This is a genomic window from Neptuniibacter sp. PT8_73 (assembly GCF_047778045.1).
Taxonomy (GTDB): domain Bacteria; phylum Pseudomonadota; class Gammaproteobacteria; order Pseudomonadales; family Balneatricaceae; genus Neptuniibacter.
This window is the reverse complement of record NZ_CP180545.1, coordinates 1,511,560-1,537,724: the sequence shown is the minus strand read 5'-3', so window position 1 is coordinate 1,537,724 and position 26,165 is coordinate 1,511,560. Positions and strand designations below refer to the sequence as shown.

At 43.4% G+C, this 26,165-nt stretch carries 22 protein-coding genes; 12 read left to right on the top strand and 10 right to left on the bottom strand.

The features are described from left to right. Positions 1–299: 299 nt before the first annotated feature. Together ACMXYN_RS06840 and ACMXYN_RS06835 are read left to right on the top strand one after the other, a co-directional pair. Entirely contained in the window at positions 300–821 is a 522-nt protein-coding gene (locus ACMXYN_RS06840) for a peptidylprolyl isomerase (RefSeq protein WP_415894474.1), read from the top strand. Next, positions 821–1,546, top strand: coding sequence for a UDP-2,3-diacylglucosamine diphosphatase (locus ACMXYN_RS06835; protein ID WP_415894079.1), 726 nt, complete (start codon positions 821–823; stop codon positions 1,544–1,546). Before ACMXYN_RS06840 ends, ACMXYN_RS06835 begins: the two co-directional genes overlap by 1 nt. 67 nt (positions 1,547–1,613) lie before the next feature. Here the strand turns inward: ACMXYN_RS06835 and ACMXYN_RS06830 are convergent, their stop codons facing one another. After that, entirely contained in the window at positions 1,614–2,222 is a 609-nt protein-coding gene (locus ACMXYN_RS06830; RefSeq protein WP_415894078.1) for a tRNA-(ms[2]io[6]A)-hydroxylase, read from the bottom strand. A 139-nt stretch (positions 2,223–2,361) separates the two neighbouring features. Here ACMXYN_RS06830 and ACMXYN_RS06825 point away from each other — a divergent pair, with 139 nt between their 5' ends. Next, the gene (locus tag ACMXYN_RS06825; RefSeq protein WP_415894077.1) at positions 2,362–3,222 is read left to right on the top strand and encodes a hypothetical protein; all 861 of its coding nucleotides are present in this window, start codon (positions 2,362–2,364) and stop codon (positions 3,220–3,222) included. Between the two features lie 2 nt (positions 3,223–3,224). Here the strand turns inward: ACMXYN_RS06825 and ACMXYN_RS06820 are convergent, their stop codons facing one another. Further along, positions 3,225–3,851, bottom strand: a complete 627-nt coding sequence (locus ACMXYN_RS06820; protein ID WP_415894076.1) for a LysE family translocator — start codon at positions 3,849–3,851, stop codon at positions 3,225–3,227. Positions 3,852–4,241: 390 nt separating this feature from the next. Between ACMXYN_RS06820 and fusA the strand changes: the two genes are divergently transcribed. After that, a complete protein-coding gene (gene fusA / locus ACMXYN_RS06815; RefSeq protein ID WP_415894075.1) occupies positions 4,242–6,332 on the top strand; it encodes an elongation factor G in 2,091 nt (696 codons plus the stop codon). Positions 6,333–6,516: 184 nt separating this feature from the next. Then, positions 6,517–6,744, top strand: coding sequence for a DUF1059 domain-containing protein (locus ACMXYN_RS06810; RefSeq protein ID WP_415894473.1), 228 nt, complete (start codon positions 6,517–6,519; stop codon positions 6,742–6,744). Positions 6,745–6,750: 6 nt separating this feature from the next. Here the strand turns inward: ACMXYN_RS06810 and ACMXYN_RS06805 are convergent, their stop codons facing one another. Both ACMXYN_RS06805 and ACMXYN_RS06800 read right to left on the bottom strand, forming a co-directional pair. Continuing rightward, complete coding sequence (locus ACMXYN_RS06805) at positions 6,751–7,536, bottom strand: substrate-binding periplasmic protein (RefSeq protein WP_415894074.1); 786 nt, start codon at positions 7,534–7,536, stop codon at positions 6,751–6,753. Positions 7,537–7,789: 253 nt separating this feature from the next. Beyond that, positions 7,790–8,863, bottom strand: coding sequence for an MBL fold metallo-hydrolase (locus ACMXYN_RS06800; protein ID WP_415894073.1), 1,074 nt, complete (start codon positions 8,861–8,863; stop codon positions 7,790–7,792). Between the two features lie 156 nt (positions 8,864–9,019). Here ACMXYN_RS06800 and ACMXYN_RS06795 point away from each other — a divergent pair, with 156 nt between their 5' ends. Then, positions 9,020–9,631: a TetR/AcrR family transcriptional regulator gene (locus tag ACMXYN_RS06795; RefSeq protein WP_415894072.1), complete on the top strand. Its 612-nt coding sequence runs from the start codon at positions 9,020–9,022 to the stop codon at positions 9,629–9,631. Positions 9,632–9,647: 16 nt separating this feature from the next. Continuing rightward, a complete protein-coding gene (locus tag ACMXYN_RS06790; RefSeq protein ID WP_415894071.1) occupies positions 9,648–10,307 on the top strand; it encodes a DUF4253 domain-containing protein in 660 nt (219 codons plus the stop codon). Positions 10,308–10,470: 163 nt separating this feature from the next. Here ACMXYN_RS06790 and ACMXYN_RS06785 read toward each other — a convergent pair whose 3' ends face one another. Both ACMXYN_RS06785 and rapA read right to left on the bottom strand, forming a co-directional pair. Beyond that, positions 10,471–12,066 carry a methyl-accepting chemotaxis protein gene (locus ACMXYN_RS06785; RefSeq protein WP_415894070.1) on the bottom strand — a complete coding sequence of 532 codons (1,596 nt, stop codon included), beginning with the start codon at positions 12,064–12,066 and terminating at the stop codon, positions 10,471–10,473. A gap of 244 nt (positions 12,067–12,310) precedes the next feature. Continuing rightward, positions 12,311–15,184 carry an RNA polymerase-associated protein RapA gene (rapA, locus tag ACMXYN_RS06780; protein WP_415894069.1) on the bottom strand — a complete coding sequence of 958 codons (2,874 nt, stop codon included), beginning with the start codon at positions 15,182–15,184 and terminating at the stop codon, positions 12,311–12,313. Positions 15,185–15,332: 148 nt separating this feature from the next. Here rapA and ACMXYN_RS06775 point away from each other — a divergent pair, with 148 nt between their 5' ends. After that, positions 15,333–15,824 carry an NlpC/P60 family protein gene (locus ACMXYN_RS06775; RefSeq protein ID WP_415894068.1) on the top strand — a complete coding sequence of 164 codons (492 nt, stop codon included), beginning with the start codon at positions 15,333–15,335 and terminating at the stop codon, positions 15,822–15,824. A gap of 3 nt (positions 15,825–15,827) precedes the next feature. Here ACMXYN_RS06775 and ACMXYN_RS06770 read toward each other — a convergent pair whose 3' ends face one another. Then, positions 15,828–16,457 (bottom strand): glycine-rich domain-containing protein, encoded by a 630-nt coding sequence (locus ACMXYN_RS06770; protein WP_415894067.1) that lies wholly within the window; start codon positions 16,455–16,457, stop codon positions 15,828–15,830. Between the two features lie 198 nt (positions 16,458–16,655). Between ACMXYN_RS06770 and ACMXYN_RS06765 the strand changes: the two genes are divergently transcribed. Then, a complete protein-coding gene (locus ACMXYN_RS06765) occupies positions 16,656–16,859 on the top strand; it encodes a hypothetical protein (protein WP_415894066.1) in 204 nt (67 codons plus the stop codon). Between the two features lie 23 nt (positions 16,860–16,882). On the opposite strand, the gene lhgO is transcribed toward ACMXYN_RS06765, so the two are convergent. The 3 genes from lhgO to ACMXYN_RS06750 all read right to left on the bottom strand — a co-directional run bounded on the left by lhgO (position 16,883) and on the right by ACMXYN_RS06750 (position 21,512). Next, a complete protein-coding gene (gene lhgO, locus ACMXYN_RS06760) occupies positions 16,883–18,079 on the bottom strand; it encodes an L-2-hydroxyglutarate oxidase (RefSeq protein WP_415894472.1) in 1,197 nt (398 codons plus the stop codon). 59 nt (positions 18,080–18,138) lie between these two features. Continuing rightward, positions 18,139–20,277, bottom strand: coding sequence for a TRAP transporter permease (locus ACMXYN_RS06755; RefSeq protein WP_415894065.1), 2,139 nt, complete (start codon positions 20,275–20,277; stop codon positions 18,139–18,141). Positions 20,278–20,483: 206 nt separating this feature from the next. Continuing rightward, the gene (locus tag ACMXYN_RS06750) at positions 20,484–21,512 is read right to left on the bottom strand and encodes a TAXI family TRAP transporter solute-binding subunit (protein ID WP_415894064.1); all 1,029 of its coding nucleotides are present in this window, start codon (positions 21,510–21,512) and stop codon (positions 20,484–20,486) included. A 511-nt stretch (positions 21,513–22,023) separates the two neighbouring features. On the opposite strand from ACMXYN_RS06750, the gene ACMXYN_RS06745 reads away from it, so the two are divergent. The 3 genes from ACMXYN_RS06745 (at position 22,024) to ACMXYN_RS06735 (ending at position 26,152) form a co-directional block, all read left to right on the top strand. Continuing rightward, complete coding sequence (locus tag ACMXYN_RS06745) at positions 22,024–22,671, top strand: hypothetical protein (protein WP_415894063.1); 648 nt, start codon at positions 22,024–22,026, stop codon at positions 22,669–22,671. Between the two features lie 241 nt (positions 22,672–22,912). Then, positions 22,913–23,845, top strand: coding sequence for a hypothetical protein (locus ACMXYN_RS06740; RefSeq protein ID WP_415894062.1), 933 nt, complete (start codon positions 22,913–22,915; stop codon positions 23,843–23,845). 228 nt (positions 23,846–24,073) lie between these two features. Beyond that, positions 24,074–26,152 (top strand): EAL domain-containing protein, encoded by a 2,079-nt coding sequence (locus ACMXYN_RS06735; protein ID WP_415894061.1) that lies wholly within the window; start codon positions 24,074–24,076, stop codon positions 26,150–26,152. Positions 26,153–26,165 lie beyond the last annotated feature (13 nt).

The window sequence follows — 26,165 nt, the reverse complement described above, 5'->3', positions numbered from 1 at the left end:
AAAACGTCTTAATCCCGACATTGCATGAATTCTGAATTGCCCCGAAACGCGTCCACATCTATAGGGCATAAATTGTTGTACATTATAAACGGATGCGCCGCCTAATTGGCAGTGAATATCAGTAAGATTTTTTCAATAAATTTCTAAGTAATCACCGCATACCAAAAAGGCCGCCTACAATTCTTTGGGGTTGGTACTTTAGAATCAATTATTCGCCACTTAGGAATAAACAGTGATGCGTTTCTCTTAGACTTGCGTATAATGGGCAAGTCAAAGGCGAAGAAGTGGACTTTACAACAATGATCATCCTCCATACTAATTTTGGTGATATCTCTATAGAGCTAGACCACGATAAAGCTCCGAAAACAGCAGCAAACTTCGAGCAATATGTCACGGAAGGCTTCTACGATGGCGTTATTTTCCATCGTGTAATCAATGGCTTCATGATCCAAGGCGGCGGTTTTGAACCAGGTATGGTACAAAAAACTACTCGCGAAACCATTGAAAACGAAGCAGACAACGGTCTATCTAATGCGGCAGGCACTATCGCTATGGCACGCACAATGGATCCACACAGCGCATCTGCACAGTTCTTTATTAATGTTTCTGACAACACTTTCCTTGACCACACAGCTAAGACAACTGAAGGCTGGGGTTACGCGGTATTTGGTAAAGTTGTTGACGGTATGGATGTAGTTAACAAACTTAAAGCTGCATCAACTACTATCCGCGCAGGCCACCAAGATGTACCGGTTGAAGATATCATCATCGAGTCAGCTGAAATCGTTACAGAAGAAGTAGAAAGCGCAGAAGAAGAATAATGCCCGTATACTTTGTCTCAGATATACATCTGAAACCCGAACGCCCGGATCTTACCCGGGCGTTTTCGTATTTCCTAGAACATACTGCTACCGATGTAACACAGCTGTATCTTCTAGGGGATATTTTCGAAGCATGGATTGGCGACGATTGCCCCACCCCCGGCTTGGATGACCTTTTACAACACCTCAAAACATTGAGTGACAAAGGGTGTGAGATCTTCTTCCAACACGGCAACCGAGATTTCTTGGTAGGCGAACAGTTCTGCCAAAGCATCGGTGCCAAACTGCTACCTGAAGAACTTGTACTTCCGCTGCCAATTGGCAATGCCGTGGTGCTTCATGGTGATCAGCTTTGCACTGATGATACTGAGTACATGCAGTTCCGCGCTTTGGTTCGCAATCCACAATGGCAACAAGACTTCTTAAGTAAATCATTGGAAGAACGTTTAGCTATCGCTCGACAACTGCGAGACACCAGCAAACAACGCACAACCGAAAAGTCTGACTACATCACAGATGTAAATGCAGACGCGGTTAAACAATCTTTCACTGATAACAAAGTTTCACTGATGATCCATGGTCATACTCATAGACCTGCTGTACATGAAGTGGAGCTAGCTTCCGAGTCTGCGACACGTATTGTGCTCGGCGATTGGGACAAACTTGGCTGGTATCTTAAAGTCGATCAGGATGGATACGATCTCATTAGCTTCGAAATCGAGTGATATAACACTCAAGATTAGTTAATAAAAAAGGCCGCTATTTGCGGCCTTTTTCTTTAAGCGTTTACATTCAGATGAATGTAGGGGCGCCACTGTGGAAACGGAATTCATCATCCGGAGATTCAATGAGCTCTCGCTCAACTTCTCGGAAAAATGCTACACGCTCATCAATTGGCTCACCGGCATAGTCTGCTGCAAGACCTAAGTAATCTTGGTAGTGACGGCCTTCTGATTTCAGCAAGGAACGGTAGAACTTAGCCAACTCCTCATCCAAGAACGGCGCCAATTTGGCGAAACGCTCACAAGATCGTGCTTCTATATAAGCACCAATAATTAGAACATCTATCAAACGGCCCGGCTCAGATGTACGGGCATGGGTACGCATACCGCCTGCATATCTTGCAGAAGACATGTGATCATAAACCACACCTCGGTCCTGCATGATCGCCAGCACTTGCTCAAAGTGAATCAGCTCTTCACGCGCTAGACGTGACATCTTGTTTAACAACTCAAGACGATCAACATAGCGAAACATCAATGTCATTGCTGTCGAAGCCGCTTTCTTCTCACAATGCGCATGATCAATCAGAAGGATATCCTGATTCTGCAAAGCAGCTTGAATCCAAGAATCGGGAGTTTCACACGCTAAAAATTCTTTGATCTCGTCGAGAGCGTCCATTAATACCTGACCTAACACACGTTGTAATAAGGAGGCGCATTATAGCCATTGATATAAGACTTTTTAACCTAAGAAGTTCTATATTCCTTAACTGATTGATCTACTACAATAAAATGGTCCAATTTGGTTGAGTCGTACAATGCGAACTTTTTTAACGCTGCTGTTATTAGTATCAAGCCACCTTAATGCAGACACCCTATCGATCGGTGTTCATGCTAATTACATTAATGAGCATTTTAAATTAGCGGCTGGCAAACAAGGCTATTCCAATATCTTGCCGGTAAAAGATTGCCCAGAATTAGACTCTGAAGAACTAAAAGATATTCAGCGAATCACCATGGATATCATGGTCATTTGCAATGCAGTTAAATCAGCCGGTTACGTCGATATTATTCGACTGGTGCCATACCCTAATGTTGCACGCGGCCTGCAGTTAGTCACTAACGATAAAATTGATATGGTTGGCCAATCGCTGTTTGAAAGCGATCACCTCGCAGAAACAAACCTCTTAATCACCTCGCCTATTATCCGCAAAGGCGAATTTCAGGTCGGCGTTTTTTCTACCAAAAACAGAACTGATATCTTGGAGTTAGGTGAAAATATCGATGTCACAAAACTAAGAGGGGTCACGGTCAAAAGCTGGAAAACGGACCAATCCGCGCTCAACAATATTGGGGCTAAGCAAGTTAACCTTCTACCTACTAGAAACCTTATTGCTAAGTTTATCTCTAGTGGCCGTGGAGACTTTACCCTCTCCTACCTTAAAGAGCCTATAGTCACGAGAATCGGCGGAGAGTTAATCAGAATACCAGGGGTAAAAGTCAGCTTTGATGCATCTCGCTCTTTTATTTTACCAGCACGTAATACTGAGCTTTTCAATATCCTGCAAAGCTATATCCAAGAGCAAAGACAAAAATCACCAGATGCGATTCGCCAAGCTTATATACACGCAGGCTTTATTACCGAAGATTACGATCACTGGCGTGATCTCGCTAAATAGCCTTATCGTTCGGTCGTAACAAGTTTAAGCGCCAAACCGATAAAGACTGTGCCCGCGACTTTATTGATGATCGACTGACCCAGCTCAGAATCTTGAATCCAACCGCGTAAGCTCCCTGAAAGTAGTGCCACTGAGCTCATGACAAAGAAAGCTACAACGATAAAAACCATACTTAAGGTAAATAACTGCTGACTCAGCGAGCCAACCGCAGGATCGGCAAACTGAGGCAGGAAGGCCATAAAGAAGATCGCCAATTTAGGATTAGTAGAACTCATCAGAATCCCACGACGATAGAGTTGCATCGCACTAAGCTGAGACTGCTCTGACATGGACACCTTGGCAGCAGCCGCACGAAAAGACATAAACGCTAAATAAAGTAGATAACCCACACCGACGATTTTAAGCAGGGTAAACGCCAAAGCACTGGCCTGAAATATTGCAGCTACACCTAAAGTGACAGCAACGGCGTGAAATAGCAGACCGGTACATAAGCCCAAGGTGACAATTATCCCGGCTTTACGACCATGAAGAATCGATTGAATCAAAACAAAAATATTATCAGGCCCCGGCGCATAGGAAATTAACGTAGACGCAATAATAAATCCGATCAACACATCAACACTTAACATACTTATGTTTACCTAAATGAATCATCTATCGGATGATCATAATCCGTCGTCACAATCATTCAAATCCCCTATTTAATCTAATTCCTTTAACTTTTTGGGGTTACGACCCGTTTCTAGCTACTAGGTACCTTAGCGAATTTAAAAAGCTACTAAACAGTACAATTTAATCTTTTATTCTATAAACCCCGTATATTCTTTTTATATCAATAAGTTAAATTCAACAATTCAGTTAAAAAAACTAGCAGCAATTACGAAAGCCTTCCGCCAATCCCCCTTCATCAATAAATATCAGTAGAAAGAAGTATTTCCTTGTAATTTTTCTTCGAAAAGTCATAAAAAACCTTGTATACTGTCGCGCAATTTTAGGACCTCACTTAGTCGAGTATAGAGATGACAGACTTAACCAAGTACAGAAACATCGGTATTTTCGCGCACGTAGATGCGGGTAAAACCACAACAACAGAACGTATCCTTAAGCTTACTGGTAAGATCCATAAGATGGGTGACGTTCACGATGGCGAAGCTACTACTGACTTCATGGAGCAGGAAGCTGAGCGTGGTATCACAATCCAGTCTGCAGCGACGACTTGTTTCTGGAAAGATCACCGCATGAACATCATCGATACTCCGGGCCACGTAGACTTCACAGTTGAAGTATACCGTTCCCTAAAAGTACTTGACGGTGGTGTAGGTGTATTCTGTGGTTCTGGTGGTGTAGAACCTCAGTCTGAAACTAACTGGCGTTACGCGAACGAGTCTGAAGTAGCTCGTTTGATCTTCGTAAACAAACTAGACCGTCTTGGTGCTGACTTCTACCGTGTTGTAGATCAGGTTAAGAACGTACTAGGCGCTAACCCTCTAGTAATGACTCTACCAATCGGCCGTGAAGACAACTTCACAGGTGTTGTAGACGTTCTAACTCAGAAAGCTTACATCTGGGACGATTCTGGTCTTCCAGAAAACTTCGAAGTAACTGACGTACCTGCTGACCTAGCAGACGACGCAGCTATGTACCGTGAGCAACTAATCGAAACAGCTCTAGAGCAAGACGAAGACCTAATGATGGAGTACCTAGAAGAAGGTACTGAGCCATCAATGGACGACATCAAGCGTTGCATCCGTGAAGGTACTCGTAAGCTAGACTTCTTCCCAACTTTCTGTGGTTCTGCATACAAGAACAAAGGTATCCAGCTTGTTCTAGATGCTGTTGTTGACTACCTACCAAACCCAGTAGAAGTTGACGCTCAGCCACTAACTGACCAAGAAACTGGTGAGCCAACTGGCGAAGTAGCTACAGTAGCTGTAGACGAGCCATTCCGTGCACTTGCATTCAAGATCATGGATGACCGTTTCGGCGCTCTAACTTTCGTACGTGTTTACTCTGGTGTTCTTAACAAGGGTGACACAATCCTTAACTCTTACACTGGCAAAACTGAGCGTATCGGCCGTATGGTTGAGATGCACGCTGATGACCGTACTGAGCTAGATTCTGCTCAAGCTGGCGACATCATCGCAATTGTTGGTATGAAGAACGTTCAGACTGGTCACACTCTATGTGATCAGAAGAACCCTTGTACTCTTGAGCCAATGATCTTCCCTGAGCCAGTAATCTCTATTGCTGTAACTCCTAAGGACAAAGGTTCTACTGAGAAAATGGGTATCGCTATCGGTAAGATGGTTGCAGAAGATCCATCTTTCGTAGTTGAAACTGACGAAGATTCTGGCGAAACAATCCTTAAAGGTATGGGTGAACTTCACCTAGACATCAAGGTAGACATCCTTAAGCGTACTTACGGCGTTGAGCTAGAAGTAGGTAAGCCACAGGTTGCATACCGTGAGACTATCACTCAGTCTATCGAAGACAGCTACACGCACAAGAAGCAGTCTGGTGGTTCTGGTCAGTACGGTAAGATCGACTACCGCATCAAGCCAGGTGAGCCAAACTCTGGCTTCACGTTCACTTCTACAGTAGTAGGCGGTAACGTACCTAAAGAATTCTTCCCAGCGATCGAAAAAGGTTTCGCTGGCATGATGGAAGAAGGTGTTCTAGCAGGCTTCCCTGTACTAGACGTTGAAATCGAACTATACGACGGTGGCTTCCACGCGGTTGACTCCTCTGCTGTGGCATTCGAAATCGCAGCTAAAGGCGCTTTCCGTCAGTCTATCCCTAAAGCGGGTGCACAACTTCTTGAGCCAATCATGAAAGTTGACGTATTCACTCCAGATGACAACGTTGGTGATGTAATCGGTGACCTTAACCGTCGTCGTGGCATGATCAAAGACCAAGAAGCTGGCGCTACTGGCGTGCGCATCAAAGCAGACGTTCCACTATCTGAAATGTTTGGTTACATCGGTCACCTACGTACAATTACTTCTGGTCGCGGTCAGTTCTCTATGGAATTCGAACGCTATGCAGCATGCCCACAGAATGTTGCTGACGAAGTAATCGCTGAAGTAAAAGCTAAAAACGAAGCTAAGTAATCTAATTACCTAACTTGTTAAAAAGCCCGCTGAGATATCAGCGGGCTTTTTTGTTTCTATCATGAACTCCCTCCTCCTTCCCCCAGACACTCTTTAAACGAAGTTTGTCCAATTGACCGCTTTCAACTACCCTGAAGCGAACAACTAAACATATATATTTGATAGGAGAAATAGTGTGAAAACCATGACCTGTAGACAGCTGGGCGGTGGTTGCGACCTTGAATTTAAAGCCAATACATTTGAAGAGATGTCTGAACTAGCCAAACAACATGGTATGGAGATGTTTCAGCAACAAGATGCCGACCACGTAGCAGCCATGCAGAAAGTACAGCAGATGATGTTAGACCCTGAAGCGATGCAGGCTTGGATGAACGAAAAGCGCGAAGAATTTAATGCTCTACCAAATGACTAACCCTGCCTAATATTGGTATTTGCTTTCGATCGCAGCAAAGGTTCCATCCGCTTTCATTTGCTCCATCGCTAACCGAACTTTCTCTACAAAACCTGGCGTCACCCTCAACTTAGAAAACAACAGGTAAGTTGACCAAGAAAGCACCTCCATTCGCTCACCGTTGTAGAGCACAATATCGATCTGATCTTCCAACTCTTGCTCTTGGATGTAAAACATCACTGGCAGCAGATCACCAACAAACATATCTACTCGATCATTCAGCAACTGTTTGACACTTTGCTCAGTTGAATCAGCCAACTCGACTTTATGAAACTTCTCGCTGTCTAACGCCTGCCTGAACTGACCGCTTCCATATAGGTAGCCCGCTCTAACGGAGATATCTTTATCTTTCACATTTGAAAAATCAGGCCGAACCTGAAATTGATCAGATTTACGCTTAAACAGCACATAGCTTTGCTGAATCAAGACACTATCAACGTAGTAACCCCATTTCTGGCGAGGTTCATTTTTGCCTGCATTAAAGAGCAAATCACGCTCTCCATGCTCAGTGACATAGACCGCACGCTTCCACGGAAAAAACTGGAAATCAATTTGCTTAACGCCGACTCGGGTCAGAGCCTCTTTGGCGATATCTACAGCAAGCCCTTTCGGTTCACCATTTACACGAAATTCATAGGGAGGATAATGAAGTGTCGTTGCAAAGATCACTTCTGGAATATCGTCAGCCAAGGCAGCCGAAGAACATAGCGCAAAAAAACATATTATCTTTGCTATGTATCGATTTAACCTCATCTAGCATGCCTCGAATTTCTAAAACATCTAATCAGTATTGTGCATATTCCACATAGATCAAATCAGGAAACCCGACTGCCTCATGCTTAGAATTAAGCAAGGTTTAAGCTCCTTACCTGTATGTTTACCCATCAAATAATGAGTAGACTCAAATAACCTTAATTAATTCATAAGAGGCATCTAAGAATGAAAGTGCCACCCCATCTGAGGCAGCGCTTAACAAGGGAAAATTTGATAAGAGAACAATCAATACTTAGTTAGCTACCAACGCTTGATTGGCCGATTGATCAATAAGCTCTAACCACCAAGCTACAGATTGAGTAGGGGTCTTAATTGAAACTTGCTCTCCCATAATTGGCGTTAATAGCTGAACCTTATTTTGCTTCGCAGCAATACTGACACGATCTAATGGCTCATACCAATCATGCAATGCCAAATCAAAAGTACTGTTATGAATAGGCAGCATCGCCTTCCCTTTCAAGTCCAAATGCGCCTGAACACTTTGCTCTGGCAGCATATGAATTTCAGACCACAGCTCGTTATAAGCACCCGTCTCAACCATAGTGATATCGAACGGCCCATAACGCTCGCCGATCTCTTTAAATCCACCAAAATAGCCTGAATCACCACTAAAGAAGAGATTCGCTTGCCCACCTTGAATCACCCAGCTCGCCCAAAGCGTTTCATCTTTATCAAACACGCCTCGACCAGAGAAGTGCTGAGCTGGTGTAGCAATCAATGTCACACTACCTAGTTGTACTGACTCCCACCAATCCTTCTCAATTACCCGTTTTGGATCTAGACCCCAATCAATCAGCCTCTGGCCAACTTTTAGTGGTGTTACGAAATATTCTACCTTTTCACTCAGCTGCTTAAGCGTCTCTTTATCAAGGTGGTCATAGTGATCATGACTAATCACAACGGCCTTCAATCTTGGAAGATCCTCAATTGCCAGCGGTGTTTCATGAAAACGCTTTGGCCCAACCCATTGCACAGGAGAGCTACGCTCGCTGAAAACCGGATCGGTCAAAAAGAACTCACCATCCAGCTTAATCAATACACTTGAATGCCCTAGACGATATAAAACAGGCGAATCAGCGTCTTGTAACTGCTGAGCAGAGATAGGTTCAACAGGCAGATTAACCTGTGGCTGAGGTTCACTTCGCTTAGCTCGAATATACTCCCAACTAATATCCATCAGCTTGCCAAAGGAGTTCTGATAACTCATTTCGGTATTCTGAAACTTACCCTTTTCCATCTGAGCACCACTGTGCCCTACCTGCTTTTCAGAATTCGTACTACAACCTGAACTAAAAACCAATGCCACAAAAACCCCTCCCGTTATGACCGATGCATACTTAAAGAATGACCGCATAATCAACCCCAACAAAGTAAACTACACGGTGCAGTTTATATATTTCCATCAATAAGTAAACTAATCGGTGTATAATTTACCTTTCTTAACAAAGCAGGATTTCCGTACATGGCCGAAAAGAAGCTGACACGGAGTGAGTTAAAGCGGAAAGCGATCCTAGATGCTGCCAAAGAATCTTTTCAAGAAAATGGCGTTCAAGGCACCAGCATGGATCAGCTAGCGGCACGCGCCCAAGTATCTAAGCGCACGGTATACAATCACTTTGATTCAAAAGAAGCCTTAGTCATGCACCTTGTTGCCGACCTATGGAAGCAAGCGACTCAAGCAAATGAGTTCAAGTTTGATGCCGAAGGGGATCTGCACAATCAACTATCATCGCTACTACAAGCCGAGATGAATGTTGTTTGCAGTCCGGAATATCTTGATCTGGCTCGTGTAGCTATCGGCCACTTTTTCTATCACCCAGACGCTTTACAAGCAGAGCTAAGTCGTTTCGACAAAACTGAAACGGCGCTTTATCAATGGCTCGAAGCTGCGATTAATAACGGCCAACTGAAGAAGATAGACCTCACTTTTGCGATCAACCAGCTACACAGCTTAATTAAAGGCAATTGCTTTTGGCCTCAGCTGTTACAGATAGAAGCACCACCCTCGCCTGACCAACGCCAACATCTAGCAGATGAATCAGCAGCGATGTTTCTCAATTACTACCAGTGCTAATTATTAGGAACCAAACATGAAATTCGTCAATCTTGACCCAGCTGATGCCTTCGCCAAAGCCATTAAGGCAAGCAGCAAAGATAACAAACTGGTGGTATGCGGTACTGAAGAAGATAAATCTTATATCGAAGAACATCTTCTAGAATCCTCTCAATCTCCGAAAGATATCATTAGAGCAGCGACCAAGATCAAAGCAGCCACATGGCTTAATCAACGGCGCCAATTGTTAGAATCGAATGAAGAGTTAAACCTCGCAGAAATAACCGGCGAATGGAAAGCTGAATCAAGCGATAAACAAGGTTTCAACTTAGCGACAGACTTTGTTACAGGTGAAGCCGTTGATAATCTTTTAGGCGTCAAAATTAAAACCGACAGCAGTTGGAAGGTCCCTGCTCATTTTAAATTTGGTGGATGGAACGCCTGCCCTGAACCAGAAGTTCACTGCGCCATGTGGAAACACTGGCAGCTTAAGTATGGCGCTAAGATTGTTGGTGTGAGCAATGACGTGATTGAAGCTTATATCACTAAGCCACCACAAACCGCAGAAGAAGCAATGGAGCTCGCTTGGGAGCAATATCTATATTGCCCAGATATTGTAGATCAAGGTGTGGAAACAGTTTCAAAACTTGCAGAAGTGCTACTTAACCACGACTGCTGGTACTTCTGGTGGGATTAACCTCCTAACAATAGGCTAGTTTTCGCAAACGCTTAAGAATACAAATTAAAGCCATATAATTAAGTCAATTTTTCTAAACTGAAAAACATCCACAGTCGTTATGACAAGTAAAAATGCCACCCAGAGGGTGGCATTTTTATTACCATAGAACAGATTGGTTATTTCAAAGCTGGAACTTCATCACCAACTGATTCAGTTCATGCGCTTCTCTTCTAATCTGATCGGTTGCTTCTACCACACGATCTGTATCACGCTTAGTTTGGCCTGCAATATCAGAGATATTTACCACACGATGATCTATATCCGACGCTACTGACGACTGCTGTTCTGCCGCTGTCGATATCATTGTGTTCATGGAAGAGATTGTGTTCGCAGAGGAGATAATCTGCTCAAGTACCGCTGCAGCGGAGTTGGCAAGTTCGCTACTACGATCAGCAAGATCAGTACTCACACCCATAGAAGACACAGCAGATTCTGCTTTGCTCTGAAGGCGCTCGATAATCTGTTGGATCTCTTGTGTAGATTGCTGTGTGCGCTGCGCTAGGGTACGTACTTCATCCGCAACAACCGCAAATCCGCGGCCTTGATCGCCGGCACGTGCTGCCTCAATTGCCGCATTCAATGCCAATAGGTTTGTTTGCTCCGCAATATCGTTGATTACAGAAGTCACATTACCAACCGCAAGTGTTTCAGCCTCAAGCTCTTTAATAGCCGATGCTGTTTTGTTCAACATCGTTAGCATCTCTTGTGCTTGATTGCCGGATTGACCAACTACGTCACCACCACTCTTGGCGTGAGTATCTGTCTCTTGTGCAGCTTGCTCTGCTTCTACCGCGTTGTTCGCAACTTCCTGCACTGTTGCACTCATCTCGGTCATCGCTGCTGCAACCAACTCGATATCTTCGTATTGTCTGCTTACACCATTGCTCGCATCCGAGGTTGCTTCAACAACATTAGTTACATGACGCTCAGTATTGCGCGCAACGGTTTGAACCGTTTTTAGTAGATCGCCCACATGGTTCAACATGTTGTTGTATGCGTTGAACATCTGGCCAATTTCATTATCGGTATGAGAGATCTCAAAACGATGCGAGAAGTTACCCTGACCGACCTCAGTCATTCGTGCGTTAAGACGAGTGATATTGTTCATCAACATGCTCAAACCAAACACTCGACCAAACACAACCAGCAATAAAATGCCTACTACGCAGACAAACGCAATCAGCAGCTGATTCATGCTTGTCTCACTGGCTTGCTTGGTTAGCATGCCTACCGCTTTATTCATCTCTTTTAGAATAACCGGTGACTGCTTGGTGATTTCAGCAAGTGTGGTATCACTTGGTTGATTCACATGACTGTTGATCAGCTTTTTATAACTTCCCCACAGGCTTTCAACGTGCTGCATCTGCTTAACGATAACTGGATCAGTAATCGGGTTCATACCCAATGTTTTGTCACCCATCATGATCGTTTTATGAGAAGACTCGAACAGCTCCATCGTTTTACGCAGAGTTGTCTGCTGCTCAACATTTGCAGCAACTAATAAAGCTTCTTTTGCGATTTTCTGACTCAACATGCGCTGACGCCCCGCCATATCAATGGTCTGAGGGTTGATAGACATGCTGAAATAAAGGCTGATACCAGAAGACGCTGCCAGTATAAATACTAACGCGTAGGACAATGTAAATTGACTGTTAAGCGTTTTAAAGCCGCAAGCTCTTAAAACTGTATCGATTAAATTAGCTAGAGACCGGAACATGATCCCTCCTTGGCTAGTGGAGAAATAAATTTAAAAAACTTGGAAATAACTAAGACCTGAGAAATAAGCAAACCGAACTCCCGCCCTAGTTTCCCTAGATTGCCTAGTTTTGAAGCGCCATTGTATGCAATGGTGCTAGGGATTTACTTGTTTAAGATCAAGTAATAGTGGGAACGGGTACTGAAGAGAGAAAAAAGCCCCAAAACATCTCTGCTTTAGGGCTTATCGGTAAGTGAGCTAGGGGTTACTCGTGTGTTATCACCGCGATACGAATGGAGTCCATCTTCAATGAAGCACCATCAACCGCCGCAAGTAGATCTTCCTCTCGAACGGTCAACGCTTCTAGCTCTTCGTCACGGATATTTGGATTCACCTTAGCCAAAGCTTTTAAACGATCCAATTCAGTTTCCATTTGCTCAGCAATCGATGCTTTTGCTTGTGCAAGCAGATCCACTTCTGTTTGCTCAACCTGCGCTTCCAACTTAGTCACAAGCTCGGTGATCTCATCACGAGTGTGTTTTACTAAATTGTAAGCAACGTTCTTACCTACACGTTTACCCAAAGTAGCGAAGTGTTGTTCGGTAATAACACCCGTTAAATCGTTGCCATTGCTATCGATCACTCGACGAACACAAGCATCTGGAAGGTAACGCTGCAGTTGCAGAGAGCGATCGGAAATAGAATGGATGCGGAAGACTGCTTCAATCAGCAAGCTACCCGCTTTCAGCGGTAGCAGCTTCATTGTACATAGCGTAGAGCTACCGTAGCTCCCCTCTAGCATCATCTCCATACCGCCAGACACCATTGGGTGCTCCCAGCTAAGGAAATGCATATCTTCACGAGACAGTGCTTCGTTACGCTGGAAAGTAGCGGTCATACCGTCACTAGGTAAACCAGGGAAATGGCTGTTCAGCATATGATCGCCCGGATGAAGGATCACACCATTAATGCCTGTTGTTTCTTGCTCTACACCAAAGTGATCAAAGATACGGCCCATAAAGGACGCTAACTTACCTGGCTGGCTATCTTCTTCAACTGCATCTAACAGCTCTTCAGCCATATCAGCGTTGCAGGAGTTAAGCTCTAGCAAACGATCACGGCCTTCCTGCAATTCAGCTAACAACGCTGCTTGTGTTTGAGCCGTTTCATCGATAAGCGAATCTACAGCAGTTTGATCGAGTGGGTTTTCCATGCACTCATGTAACTGCGCGGCATATTGCTGCAACAATGACTGACCTGTTGGGCAGACCTGCTCAAACGCACCTAGGCCTTCCGCGTACCAACGTAATAGCACTGATTGCGCACTGCCAGCGAAATAAGGCACATGGATATTTACATCTTGAAGCTGACCGATACGGTCAAGACGACCAATGCGCTGCTCCAAAAGATCTGGATTCATGGGTAGATCGAACATCACCATGTGGTGTGCAAACTGGAAGTTACGACCTTCACTGCCAATCTCAGAACAGATCAGCAGCTGAGCGCCCTGCTCAGCATCGGCGAAGTACGCCGCAGCGCGGTCACGTTCAACAAGGCTCATGCCTTCGTGGAACAATGCTGTACGCTTACCTTCAAATAGACGTAGCTGTTTCTCTAGAGTAATAGCTGTTTGCGCGTGCGCACAAATTACTAAAACCTTTTCACCTTTGTAATCTTCCAACCATTTGATCAACCAGTCAGCTCGGTTATCTTCCAACAACCAAGCTGAACCTTCACCATTACCGATCAAAGATTCTGGGTGTAGCTGACGCTCCATTGGTGCATCAACAATCACTTCTTTATAGGCATCCGGTAGCGGTAGTTCATAGCTGTGAAGCTTACGTTCCGGGAAGCCTTGCACACTTTCACGGGTATTACGGAAAAGTACTCGGCCTGTACCGTGCTGATCTAACAGAGTGCGTACGGTTTTCTCAATTAACTGTTCGCGCTCTTCAGAATCATCATCTTTATGAACTTCCAAATGATCAGCCATCTCATCGCCGAGATACTGATGCAATAAGGCAGTAAAGGCTTCATCTTTCAACGCTTCATCCCAACCTTCTGGGTTCTGTAGCGTTTCGATCAACTGGTTAACGCATTTGAAAGCCTGCTCTTCTTCAATGAACTTTTGCAGATCGTAATAACGGTCTGGATCGAGCAAGCGTAAACGAGCAAAGTGGCTCTCGATACCCAGCTGTTCCGGCGTTGCGGTCAAAAGCAGTAGGCCTTTGACATGCTGCGCTAGGCTCTCAATACAGGTATAAGCGTGGCTCGCGCCCTCTTCGCTCCAACCTAAGTGATGAGCTTCATCCACCACCATAAGATCCCAACCCGCTTCTATCGCTTGTTCAAGATGCTTCTCATGCTGAGTAAACAGAGACAATGGGCTTAACACCAATTGCGCTGTCTCAAAAGGATTACCTTCGCTTTCAGCACAACGGCCTTCATCCATAATAGAAAAATGCAGGTTAAAACGACGCAACATCTCCACCAGCCACTGGTGAATCAAGCTATCAGGTACAACCACCAGCACTCGACTCGCTAGACCAGAAACAAGCTGTTGATGAAGAATCAAACCCGCCTCAATGGTTTTACCCAAACCTACTTCGTCGGCTAGCAATACGCGTGGGGCAGTACGCTTACCCACTTCAGAAGCGATATAGAACTGGTGTGGCAAATACTGAACACGAGGACCGATCAAACCGTAAGCGGCAGAGTTCTGATGCTGATGCTGTAGCTTTAAAGTTTCTTGACGAAGTTCGTAGTGACGAAGCTTGTCGATCTGGCCTGCAAACAAACGCTCATAAGGTTTGCTGAAATGAACCGCACTTTCTAAAGACGCTTCATGAATAATCTGTTCGTTACCTTCGGCATCATCACCAAAATAGATAACACAGCCTTTGCTTTCTTGATGCTCAGTAACAGTGATAGACAGACCTTCATCGTCAGAAATTTGGTCGCCAATAGGGTAAACAATGCGGCTTAATGGAGCATTGCTTTGCGCGTAGGTACGCTCTTCACCGATTGCAGGGAAAAAAATCGTTACACTGCGATTAACCAATTCAGTGACTACACCTAAACCTAACTCAGCTTCTGTATAGCTGTACCAACGTTGGCCGACCTGAAAATCTTCTGTCATGAACTCTTCGCTTACTAAGGGCTGGAAAAATAGCTGGGCATAATAGGCAGTTACAGCCCGAAAGCCAAACGGTTTTAAGCTTTTGTAAATTTTAGTTGGCGTTATACTGTTCGCAACCCTGATCTATGCGAAAAGAAGGTGAAATTTGATGAAATTTTATACTCCTATCGTTCTTATACTAACCGGTGTTGTTTTAAGCGGTTGCTCAAGTACGTTAAAACAGTCGTCTGCTCCAACTGTATCTATGCAGGCACAATCACCTGTGAGCCAAGCTTTACTCGATCAATATAATAGTTGGGCAGGAACACCTTACCGTCTTGGTGGGAACACTAGATCAGGTATCGATTGCTCTGCATTTACCCAAGTCACGTTCCGAGATCAGTTTGGTGTAGATATTCCACGTACCACGCGTGATCAACTTGGTAGTGGCTCCAACGTTTCTAAAGGTCAGTTAAAGGCGGGAGATTTAGTGTTCTTCCAAACAGGCTATAAACAAAGACACGTTGGGATCTATGTACAAGAAGGGCAATTTCTACATGCCTCTACCAGTAAAGGGGTGATCATCAGTCGATTAGACAACCCCTATTGGCAAAAACACTATTGGACTGCGCGAAGACCTAAAGGCATTGATGTGCGGTAGCGATTAATCACCGCCGCAACCTCCCCCGCAGCCGGAGTCGCCACCAGAACTGCAGCCGCCACCTCCGCAGCCGATATGGCTGGCGCAGTAGCCATCGTTTTCACGACCTTTGCAATTTAACTGGTAGGTAAAGCCATCCTCAATTTTTAGTTCAGCATCAATCGCGAACAAAAGAGGTAAACGTGTCGGTGCCTTAGGGTCAATCCCCTCGCGTAAACAAGAATATTTCCAAGCCCGTTTAATCCCTTCTTGCGCTTGGGTTGGTTTTTTCATCGCTTCTGCGGGGGTGTGATGTAGGAATCTCCCAAGCGCTCTTGAACAGAACAACTCATAATCACGGGTAAACAGGATAAACTCATGCCATACTACATCCACCGCCTGCGATGGCATTGCTATATCTCTGTTTTTTGCAGCTAGGCAGATTAGAAAGAACACTCTTAGCCCTTCCATTACCTTGTCACAATCAGCATCAGAAAGGTGCGGATAGCGCTTTCTTAGCTCTACGGTTAAACGCTCAGGGAAGACATAACTCTCGATCATTTCTCGGCGTTGCTTTTTAACCTTCCGTTGTCGCAATTGCCAATACAATATCAAGAGAAAAACAGAGATAAACGATAATGCTATAAAGCTCATTTCACATCCTTGCTTATTCGTTTACAGAAAAGACCAATTAACTGAAACACTACCATGGCGACTCATCAAATAGTCGAAAAATCAGTAAATTAAGAATTTTTCTGATAACAAAACCTACAATTAGCGACTAGGCTGCATACAAAAATACAAGAACTATAACTACGGTGGGAAATACGGATGGATCATTGTAAGGATTGCATGAAAACTATCATTGCAACGGATGGCAACCCTAGCCAAGAGCAATTAGAGAAACTAGGTAAGCCAGATGCGAAAAAGTGGTGTGAGATCTGCAAGGATCTGATGATCGCTCACTATAAACTTCGTGAAGAGTGCGAAAACCAAGCTGAACACTTTGGCTACCGTCATCAGAAAAGTACGGGCTTCACACGCTTCGACGTATAAAGCCCGTTGTAGTCAAAAAAGCTTTATTTCTCTACTAACACACTCACCTGTTCAACAATATGCTGACCAATCGGTATAGCAGAAGTTGCAGCTGGCGAAGGCGCGTTACATACCGCTAACGCCCTGCTCGTATTCATAAACAAGAAGTCATCGATAACATCCCCGCTTTTAGAAACCGCCTGCGCACGAATACCCGCTGGGTACTCTTTCATATCATCTAGCGTCAATGACGGACAGTATTTCTGAACCAGCTTTAAATATCCCGGTTTCGAAATTGAGTTTTTCAACTCCGTCATACTTGCCTTGAAATGCTTGAATAGCAGTTTAATCATCCCCGGATAGGTCAGCATCTGGAAGCTATCTTTCAAACTGATATCGGTCTTTTTGTAACCTTCACGTTTGAACGCTAACACGGCGTTAGGACCGACGGTTACCGTACCATCGATCATACGGGTCAGATGTACGCCTAAGAACGGAAGATCAGGATCAGGGATCGGATAGATTAGATGGTTAACAATCTGATTGTGTTGCTCATCTAACAGATAATATTCACCACGGAATGGAATGATTCGGAAGTCAGGTTCTAACCCCATCATCTCAACGATACGATCTGACTGCAGCCCCGAACAGCTCACTAAAAAACGTCCTTGGAAACGTTCATTTTCAGCAAAAACAGTCACGCGGTCGGCGAACTCTTCGATACCTGTAACGCGAGTATTAAAGCGAACTTCACCACCGGCTTGCTCTACCAGTTCACCCATTTTACTGGAGATCTGTGTGTAGCAAACAATACCTGTAGAAGGCACAAAGATGGCACCTACACCGGTAATATTAGGTTCACGCTCACGTAGTTGCGCTTGGTCTAACACCTCAATCTCGATGCCATTTTCAGCACAGCGACCAACAAGGGCCTGCATGCGCTCTAGCTCTTTCTGGTTTGTAGCAACTAAAAGCTTGCCGCACTCATCAAACGGAATATCGTGTTTACGACAAAACGCTTTAGTAGCTACGTTACCTTCTTTACAGAAACGTGCTTTCAAGCTGCCTGGCTTGTAATAAACACCAGCATGTATAACACCCGAATTATGGCCTGTTTGATGTTGAGCCGCGCTGGACTCTTTTTCTATCACCAAGACCGATTTGCCTGGATACTTTTTCTGTAATTGCCACGCAGTCGACATCCCTAGAATACCGCCACCGATGACAATGAAATCATATATTTTTTTATCTGAAGTCAGGCTCACACCTAATATCCTTAAGTCAGTACTCGAAGGTAGCGCTATGCAGCACTACCTTCTGAATCAGCAAAACGACGGCTATATATAAAGATCACAGCGAACAACGCCGCAGCAACCAAATTGATCAGCACTTCACCGTGCGGCCAAAGCAGAGCAACTGCCAGAGCGCCACAGATTATACGCAGAACAATATTCAACTTCCCTTCTAAATAGCCTTCCATAAAGCCAACAAAGGCATACAAACCGAAGACAGCAAAGATAAAGATGCTGAACACCTCCATCGCTGTACCACCAATAAAGTTGGTGTAAGCAAATAGAAGCGGCACGATATACAAACCTTTCGCTACCTTCCAAGCAGTAAAGCCTGTTGCCATTGGCGGTGTTTTAGCGATTGCAGCTGCAGCAAACGCCGTTAAGCAAACCGGTGGCGTTACGTTAGAGTCTTGCGACAACCAGAAGATAATCATGTGCGCAGACAATAGAATCATCGCCAACACTTCCGGTGCCATCGCCTGCTCTAGAAGCTGCCCTTTGAAATCTGCAGGTACTAGATCCAACAATGCCTTAGCATCCACTTCGCTCATAGGGGCCGACAATAATGCGACCTTCTCCATATCTACCAGCATAAAGATGGTTTTAGCCGCCTCCGGCAATGTGCCCTCAACGATCATATCCAACAGTCGGCTTTCAGCCATCAAACCATAAAGCGCTGGCGCAGAAAGCGTTGCCAATACGATATAAGCCGCCGTAACCGGTAAGCCCATACCTAAGATAAGCGATGCTAAAGCAACCAATACCAAGGTGATAAACAAGCTACCGCTCGCCCAGTCAGTCACCATCAGTGAGAAGGTATTACCGATACCGGTCATCGCAACCACATTCACAACCAAGCCTACTGAGATCAGGAGCATTGCAGTGGTCGCCATGTTTTTAGAGCCTTGCGCTAAAGCATCCAAAATTGCTTTAGGCCCCATTGGGTTCTTGGATAACCAAGATGAAACAATCACCGAGATAATCGACAAGCCTGCAGCATAGGTTGGCGTGAAGCCATAGATAAGCAGTGCGACAAGAACAACCAGAGGAAGCAGGAAGTGCCAGCCCTCTTTAAATACTTCACCAATCGGGCGTGTATCCAGCTCAACCGCGTGCGCATGGCTACGCTTTGCTTCAACTCGCACGAAGAAGCCTACAGATAGGAAATACAACAATGCAGGAAGTGCAGCAATGGCAATGATATCCAGATAAGAGATCTGAGTATAAGACGCCATGATAAAGGCACCCGCACCCATAACCGGAGGCATTAATTGTCCACCCGTTGATGCTGCGGCCTCAACCCCGGCAGAGAATCTGGCAGGGAAACCCGCCTTTCTCATTAATGGGATAGTAATTACACCCGTAGATACAGTATTTGCTACAGAAGAACCTGAGACTGAACCCATTAGGCCAGAACCTAATACCGCTACGAAACCCGGGCCACCAACAAATCGGCCAGCTGCACAGCGGGATAGATCAATAATAAAATCACCTGCACCAGACTTAACTAGGAAAGCGCCGAACAGGATAAACATAAATACATAGGTCCAGGAGATACGCGCGATCTGACCGAACATACCTTCTGAAGAGAAATAAGATCTATATAGTAGCGTCTCAAGACTCAATCCGGCAAAACCGAAAATGCCATCAATATACTTACCCCACCAAAATACATAAGTCAGCGCAGCAAGAATCAAACAAGGGATAAACCACCCAGTTGTTCTACGCGCCATTTCTAAAGCAATAAAGATAGCGCAAACAGAGAAGACCCAATCCCATTGGGCAAACTTCACACCTCGGTCATACAGCGCATCTTCAAAACCGATAAGGTAAAGCGCACAGACAATAGCGGCGATGCCTAACAGTACATCCAACACTAAACCAAGCTTTTGCTTAGCCTCGCTACCACCTTTGAACATAGGTACCATCAAACCACACATCAGCGCAAAACCGCCAAAGTGGATGGCAGAGACATAAAGCTCTGACCAAGTACCCAGAGTATTGAAGTAGATATGAGCTATGGCGAACATTACGCCAATCCAATAAACCGCTCGCCCTGTTAGCGACTGTTCTGGACGCTTTGCTAACTCTAGCCCTTTTAATTTTTCACTGACTTCCTGGTCGGTAACAGAAGTTTCTGTAGCCATGCTTTCTGATCGCTCACACTGATATTACAGCCAACCGATCCCCTTCCGAGTTCGGATGACCATGATCGTAATATAGGAATTAGGGTGGTGCAGATCTCAGTCTCGCTGGTAACTGAGTCTGCACCGGGTCGAACCTAAAAGCTGGGAACTAAACTAAATGACCACATAGTCAACGTTTAGTTCCTCTGAAGAGTCGTCTCTTCAGCTTATTTAGCTGTTAGGTGCTCAGGTATGTTGATACCTTTTTCTTTGTAGTAACGCGCCGCACCTGGGTGTAGTGGTACAGGAAGACCTGCGATCGCTTTTTCTAGTGCCATCGCTTTAGTCGCTTTATGAATACCGTTTAGGAACGGTAGGTTTTCATAAACAGTTTTAGTTAGTAGGTATACATCTTCCTCGGATACATCATCACGTACCGCTAGGAAGTTTGGCTGTGCCATTGTATTGATTGCTTTAGTTTGACCTGGGTAAGTATTCGCTGGAATCTCATAACGAGTCCAAAGCTGGTAACCACCGTTAGCTTCTTTGATCTGCTCATCAGTAAAGTTAAGAACAGTAATATCGCTGCCTAGTGCAGCATAAGCACGTGTAATCGCAGACGTTGGAACACCTGATGGGATGTTCATACCTTCAATTGTACCGTTCTGAAGCGCATCAGCAGATGCACCGTAACCCATGTGTGCTAGGTTAAAGCCATCAACATTAACATCTAGATTGCCAAGAATTGTTCGGCCAGAACCTTCTGTACCGGAGTTCTTCTTACCAATTGAGAATTTTTTGCCTTCGAAAGCAGTGATATCAGAAATTGTGCCTGTTTTAGCTAGGTCACTTTTAACCACAAACTGCTCAACGTTTTGCCATAGCATAGTTACAGAACGAAGATTTTTATTTGCGCCAGTCTCTTTTAAACGCCCTTCACCATTCCAAGCCCACGCGCCGTATAGACCTTGTAGGATCGCGAACTGAGCTTCGTTTTCACCCAACAGCTTAACGTTCTCACCTGAACCTGCTGAGTTAATCGCGGACATAGAAATCTTATGTTTTGGCTCTAACTTAACTTTAGTTAGTGTCGCCAACGCTACACCTACAGGGTAATAAGTACCGCCAGTAGACGCTGTAGCCAAAATGTAAGAGCGCTTATCATCAGCCTGTGCCAGACCTGCAGCGCCCATAGCTGTACTCATTGCTAGGGCTACGCCCATACCTTTAATAAAAGTGCGTTTTGTTATTGTCATCCTCTTACCCTTCTCCAGTTTGAGGTTTTTTTTATAAAGTTTTGAGTTACACCTCTTCTGTATAGCAATGGGTATGCCAGAAAACAAAAAACAAAATTAATCCTTTAATAACATATAGTTAAAAGCAACCCATAAACACCCTTTATCCCAATAGGCAAAATATTGCTTATCCAGAACCACGCAATAAGCAAAATTACGCTCAAAAATTCACTTTAATCATCAGTTATCTAAGAGAATTCAGAGATCAGTGGGCGAAGCTGTTGATCTAAAGAATAATTAAGCGCCATAAAGTATTTTTCGATCTCCAAACAAGACTAAAGACTAACAAGGATCTACTAGCTGAATTCAGCATCCGTAAAAGTAGGCAAAAAATTGCTTATCTAACGAAGCAAACGAATTTAAAGGCATATTCAATGGAGAAAAAGATCATATTTCCCATAGAGATAACGGAACTAATCAGGGAGAATGATCTCAGAAATATACTACCTAACTAGACGCTAAGGCTTTACTGATGACCCTGACTACAGGCAGCATCGGCCAACACCAAACATCGGTTGGCACCACCCAAAATACCGCTGAAACAGCTTCGACAAGTAAATCGCCTACCGAACAAGAAAGTAGCACGGCCTCAACACAGCCAAGTAACCTTTCGGATCGGGCGCAGAAAATTCAAAAACTGAATGAAGAGTTTTTCAGCGGCGGTCCAAGAAGCGTCAAAATCACACCTGCATTTATTCAACGCCTGAATGAATATGGTTTTCTAAACGATAGTGAATCCTCACGTTATCTAACTGACCAACAAAGCTTAGGAACGGCGCAGGACGACACTGTCGGTCAGTTAAGTGACTTTATTGATGATTTCAGTAGTAAACTGCGTGAAGAATCTAGCGAGAATAACTTGGTAGCAACGCTGGATAAAGCGAAAAAAGTCTTAGACAACCTGGGTAATACCAACAGTAATTCTGCACTAGATATTAAAACGATCTCAGCGGAACTTACGCAATACCTAATTTCTGATGACGCTAAAACACTTAGTGATGAAGACAAAGACCATCTTTCACAGCTTCAGATGGTCTTGGGCATCGCTGATAATCTTCAACCTGACAACCTATCTCGATCAAAACTAAACGATTACGTCAGAATTCTTAATGGGTTTTAAGTCAGTAATTGTTTATATGACTATAAGCTGTGAAACCAAGAGTAGTGATAGCTGTTTTTCAAACAACCTATTTCGAAACTCAGTTCCTTCTTTTGGTTTATTCTTTCTCATTTAAATCTCCTATACCATCAGCACCATTGTAACAAAACTGTAACAATTGCTTTTTTCTAATAGATTATTCCAATCAATTTTGTCAAAATACGCTCATTCGTATTACAAATAGCAAATTTGAGGCGCTGCATTGCTTAGTAAGTTTTTGTCTAACTTTTCTACCTCAACGCTAAGGAAAGCAGAGCAAGAACAGTCGAATATATTTTTAATTTTTCTGCTACTTCTAATCGGCTTGGGACTTCCCGCCCATGCTAATCAGATTAGCCAGATTAAAACAATCGCACCTCAATCTTCATACGACGTCAGTCATCATTACTTTGTAACTCTCTTACAGAATGTTCTAGAAACTACAGCAGACAAGTATGGTCACAGTCAGGTTGTATATTCGTCCCAGATGGAACAAGGACGTGCTCTTTATGAGCTAACGAAAGGCTCGAAGTTAGACGTCTACTGGGCTGGAACGTCTATCTCACGCGAAAGAACCCTTATACCGATTCGTATCCCTTTACTTAAAGGCCTATTAGGTTTTAGAGCCAGTATTATTCGCGCAGAGGATGAAGAGAAGTTCAGAGCTATTACTAGTATTGAACAACTACGGGAACTCACAGCCTGCCAAGGGGCTCATTGGCCTGATTCAGATATTCTAGAAAATGCAGGGATGGTGGTACGCAGAAATCCCGTATATGAAAATATGTTCCAAGAGTTAGCCGAAGGTCGTTGTGATTTCTTCCCGCGCGGCATCCACGAAGGCGCTGGAGAAGTTACAGCTAGATTAGCCGTCTATCCTAACCTAACTTTATTCACAGACGTTGTAATCTATTACCCTTTCCCCATGTACTTTTTTGTCAGCGCAAAAAACCCTGAGCTGGCAGAGAGGTTGACAACAGGTCTTGAAAAATCAATTGATGATGGAACTCTAGAGCATCATTTACAAACCCACCCTGTGACATCTCGCTTATTTCCGATGGATCAATGGAAAGATACACAAATTTTTATTCTAGACAACCCATTGCTGCCGCGTGACACGCCTATTCAAGACCATAGATACTGGGTGAAGCCCTAACCTTTTCTTGCAAGTGGGTGATTCAAGATATGAGGTATTTACACCTGTTGAGCATCTATAATCACCTACAATTTCCCCATTATTTAACTTTCAGATCAGTACGTTAAGTTCTTAAGCATAGCTCAAACTCGCAATCGCAAAATTATCAGCCATACTCTTAGAAATCCGAATTGCGTTTAGTTACGTAAGTACATTAATAAGTAAGAAAAGCTGCATAGATCCCCACATATGGACAATGACGAGTATTACAAGTGCTTATTCGACAATGCATTTGAGCCGATACTGCTGATAGATGGCCATTATTTTATCGATGGTAACAATGCCGCACTCAAAATTCTCGGTATGAGTTCTAAAGAAGAACTACGCGTCATCCACCCCAAACAGATCTCCCCAGAATACCAACCCGACGGACGCTCATCGGAAGAAAAAGCCAATGCGATGATCAATACCTGCTACAAGAAAGGATATCATCAGTTTGAGTGGGTACATAAGCGACTTGATGGCAAAGAATTTTTAGTAGAAGTCACACTAAAAATTATAAAAATTGGTGACAGGGAGCTGATGCATACTACCTGGAGGGAGCTAGAGAAGGAAAAAGCCTTTCATGCAAGTATTCGTAAAAAGAACCATCTTTTAGAAGAAAAGAACAAACTAATTACTGAGGTAAAAAATATTCTCAAAAGTAATGATGAGAATGCCATTTTTGAAAAATTAAATTTGTGTGATGAATATAAACGCGTCCTAGATGAAAGCTCAATCGTACTCAAAGCTGATCACAAGGGTGCTATCACATACGTTAATGATCGATTCTGTGAAATAAGTGGATATACAAAAGAAGAGTTAATAAATAAAAATCACTCTGTTGTTTTGCACCCTGATATTTCTGAAGAATTCTCTAAAAAAGTGTGGAGTGTCATCAGCAAGAAAAAGACATATAAAGGGATTGTTAAAAGCCTAACAAAAGATAAAAAGACCTACTACGCCGACTCTACAATCATGCCGTTACTTGGCCACAACGGTAACATCATTGAATACATCAGTGTTCGGCATGACATTACACAGCTTTATAAAAAAGACGCAATCATCATTGAACAATTCACAGATGGTTTAACTAAGCTTCCAAACCGAGTGAAGCTTATAAAGGATATTCAAACCAGCGTAGAACCTAAACTAGCAATATTCAATATTGATAGATTTAAGGATATAAACGAATCTTATAGCTTACAGTTCGGCGATAAACTTTTAAAAGAGTTTGCAACAAAACTAAGAAGCTTTGAGTCTGTTAATTTGAAGGTTTACAGGATAAATGCTGACTTTTTTGCGCTGTTAGGTTGTGGAAATATCTCTTTAGATAACATATCAGAAAAATGCAGTTCGTTTATTAATAAAATCGAACAAAATATTCTAAGCATAGACGGAATTGATTTAGAATTATCAATAACGGCTGGCATAGCTGTTGGTAAAGAAAAAATTCTAACCCATGCAGAAATGGCTTACCTTTACGCCAAACGACACAATAAATCTTATGCAATATTTGACAAAAACTTACCTATCTACAAAGAGCTGCTCAATAACATTGAAACAACAAAAAACATAAAAACTGCACTCAAGAATGATAAGATCATCGCTTATGCTCAGAAAATTATTTCCAATAAAGGAGGAAAGGAAAAGTATGAAACATTAATGAGAATAAGGCTTGAAAATGGTAATTTACTTAGCCCAGCATTCTTTTTAGAACAAGCAAAAAAAGCTAAGCTTTACCCCGCCATTTCACGAAATATGATCGAAAAATCTTTAAATTTTTTCAAAGACAAAGATCATAACTTCACCATAAATTTAATGATCGAGGATATAACAAACGAAAAGACTATTGATTTTTTATTTAAGAAACTGAAAGAAACAAACACATCTAAAAGACTGACTATTGAAATAGTTGAAACAGAAGGGATTGAAAAATACTGTGAGGTAGAATCTTTTATCAGTAGAGCCAAAGAACTTGGCTGTAAAATTGCTATAGATGATTTTGGGACTGGTTATTCTAACTTTGAATATATAATAAACCTTAACATAGACATATTAAAAATTGATGGCTCCCTTATAAAGAATATTCATATCGATAAGAATACATTTCTAACTGTTAGAACGATTGTAGCATTTGCTCGTGTACTTGATGTATGTGTCGTTGCTGAATTTGTTCACTGCCAGGAAGTTCAAAATATCATAGAAGACTTAAATATAGAGTATTCTCAAGGCTATTTATTCCACGAACCGGAGGAACTTACCCCTGATTTAAATCTATTCAAGTAACCTTCAAAACTAT

Coding starts and splice junctions, on each gene's coding strand:
- ACMXYN_RS06840 (WP_415894474.1), top strand. CDS start 300: ATGATCATCCTCCATACTAATTTTGGTGATATCTCTATAGAGCTAGAC.
- ACMXYN_RS06835 (WP_415894079.1), top strand. CDS start 821: ATGCCCGTATACTTTGTCTCAGATATACATCTGAAACCCGAACGCCCG.
- ACMXYN_RS06830 (WP_415894078.1), bottom strand. CDS start 2,222: ATGGACGCTCTCGACGAGATCAAAGAATTTTTAGCGTGTGAAACTCCC.
- ACMXYN_RS06825 (WP_415894077.1), top strand. CDS start 2,362: ATGCGAACTTTTTTAACGCTGCTGTTATTAGTATCAAGCCACCTTAAT.
- ACMXYN_RS06820 (WP_415894076.1), bottom strand. CDS start 3,851: ATGTTAAGTGTTGATGTGTTGATCGGATTTATTATTGCGTCTACGTTA.
- fusA (WP_415894075.1), top strand. CDS start 4,242: ATGACAGACTTAACCAAGTACAGAAACATCGGTATTTTCGCGCACGTA.
- ACMXYN_RS06810 (WP_415894473.1), top strand. CDS start 6,517: ATGACCTGTAGACAGCTGGGCGGTGGTTGCGACCTTGAATTTAAAGCC.
- ACMXYN_RS06805 (WP_415894074.1), bottom strand. CDS start 7,536: ATGAGGTTAAATCGATACATAGCAAAGATAATATGTTTTTTTGCGCTA.
- ACMXYN_RS06795 (WP_415894072.1), top strand. CDS start 9,020: ATGGCCGAAAAGAAGCTGACACGGAGTGAGTTAAAGCGGAAAGCGATC.
- ACMXYN_RS06790 (WP_415894071.1), top strand. CDS start 9,648: ATGAAATTCGTCAATCTTGACCCAGCTGATGCCTTCGCCAAAGCCATT.
- ACMXYN_RS06785 (WP_415894070.1), bottom strand. CDS start 12,066: ATGTTCCGGTCTCTAGCTAATTTAATCGATACAGTTTTAAGAGCTTGC.
- rapA (WP_415894069.1), bottom strand. CDS start 15,184: ATGACAGAAGATTTTCAGGTCGGCCAACGTTGGTACAGCTATACAGAA.
- ACMXYN_RS06775 (WP_415894068.1), top strand. CDS start 15,333: ATGAAATTTTATACTCCTATCGTTCTTATACTAACCGGTGTTGTTTTA.
- ACMXYN_RS06770 (WP_415894067.1), bottom strand. CDS start 16,457: ATGAGCTTTATAGCATTATCGTTTATCTCTGTTTTTCTCTTGATATTG.
- ACMXYN_RS06765 (WP_415894066.1), top strand. CDS start 16,656: ATGAAAACTATCATTGCAACGGATGGCAACCCTAGCCAAGAGCAATTA.
- ACMXYN_RS06755 (WP_415894065.1), bottom strand. CDS start 20,277: ATGGCTACAGAAACTTCTGTTACCGACCAGGAAGTCAGTGAAAAATTA.
- ACMXYN_RS06750 (WP_415894064.1), bottom strand. CDS start 21,512: ATGACAATAACAAAACGCACTTTTATTAAAGGTATGGGCGTAGCCCTA.
- ACMXYN_RS06745 (WP_415894063.1), top strand. CDS start 22,024: ATGACCCTGACTACAGGCAGCATCGGCCAACACCAAACATCGGTTGGC.
- ACMXYN_RS06735 (WP_415894061.1), top strand. CDS start 24,074: ATGGACAATGACGAGTATTACAAGTGCTTATTCGACAATGCATTTGAG.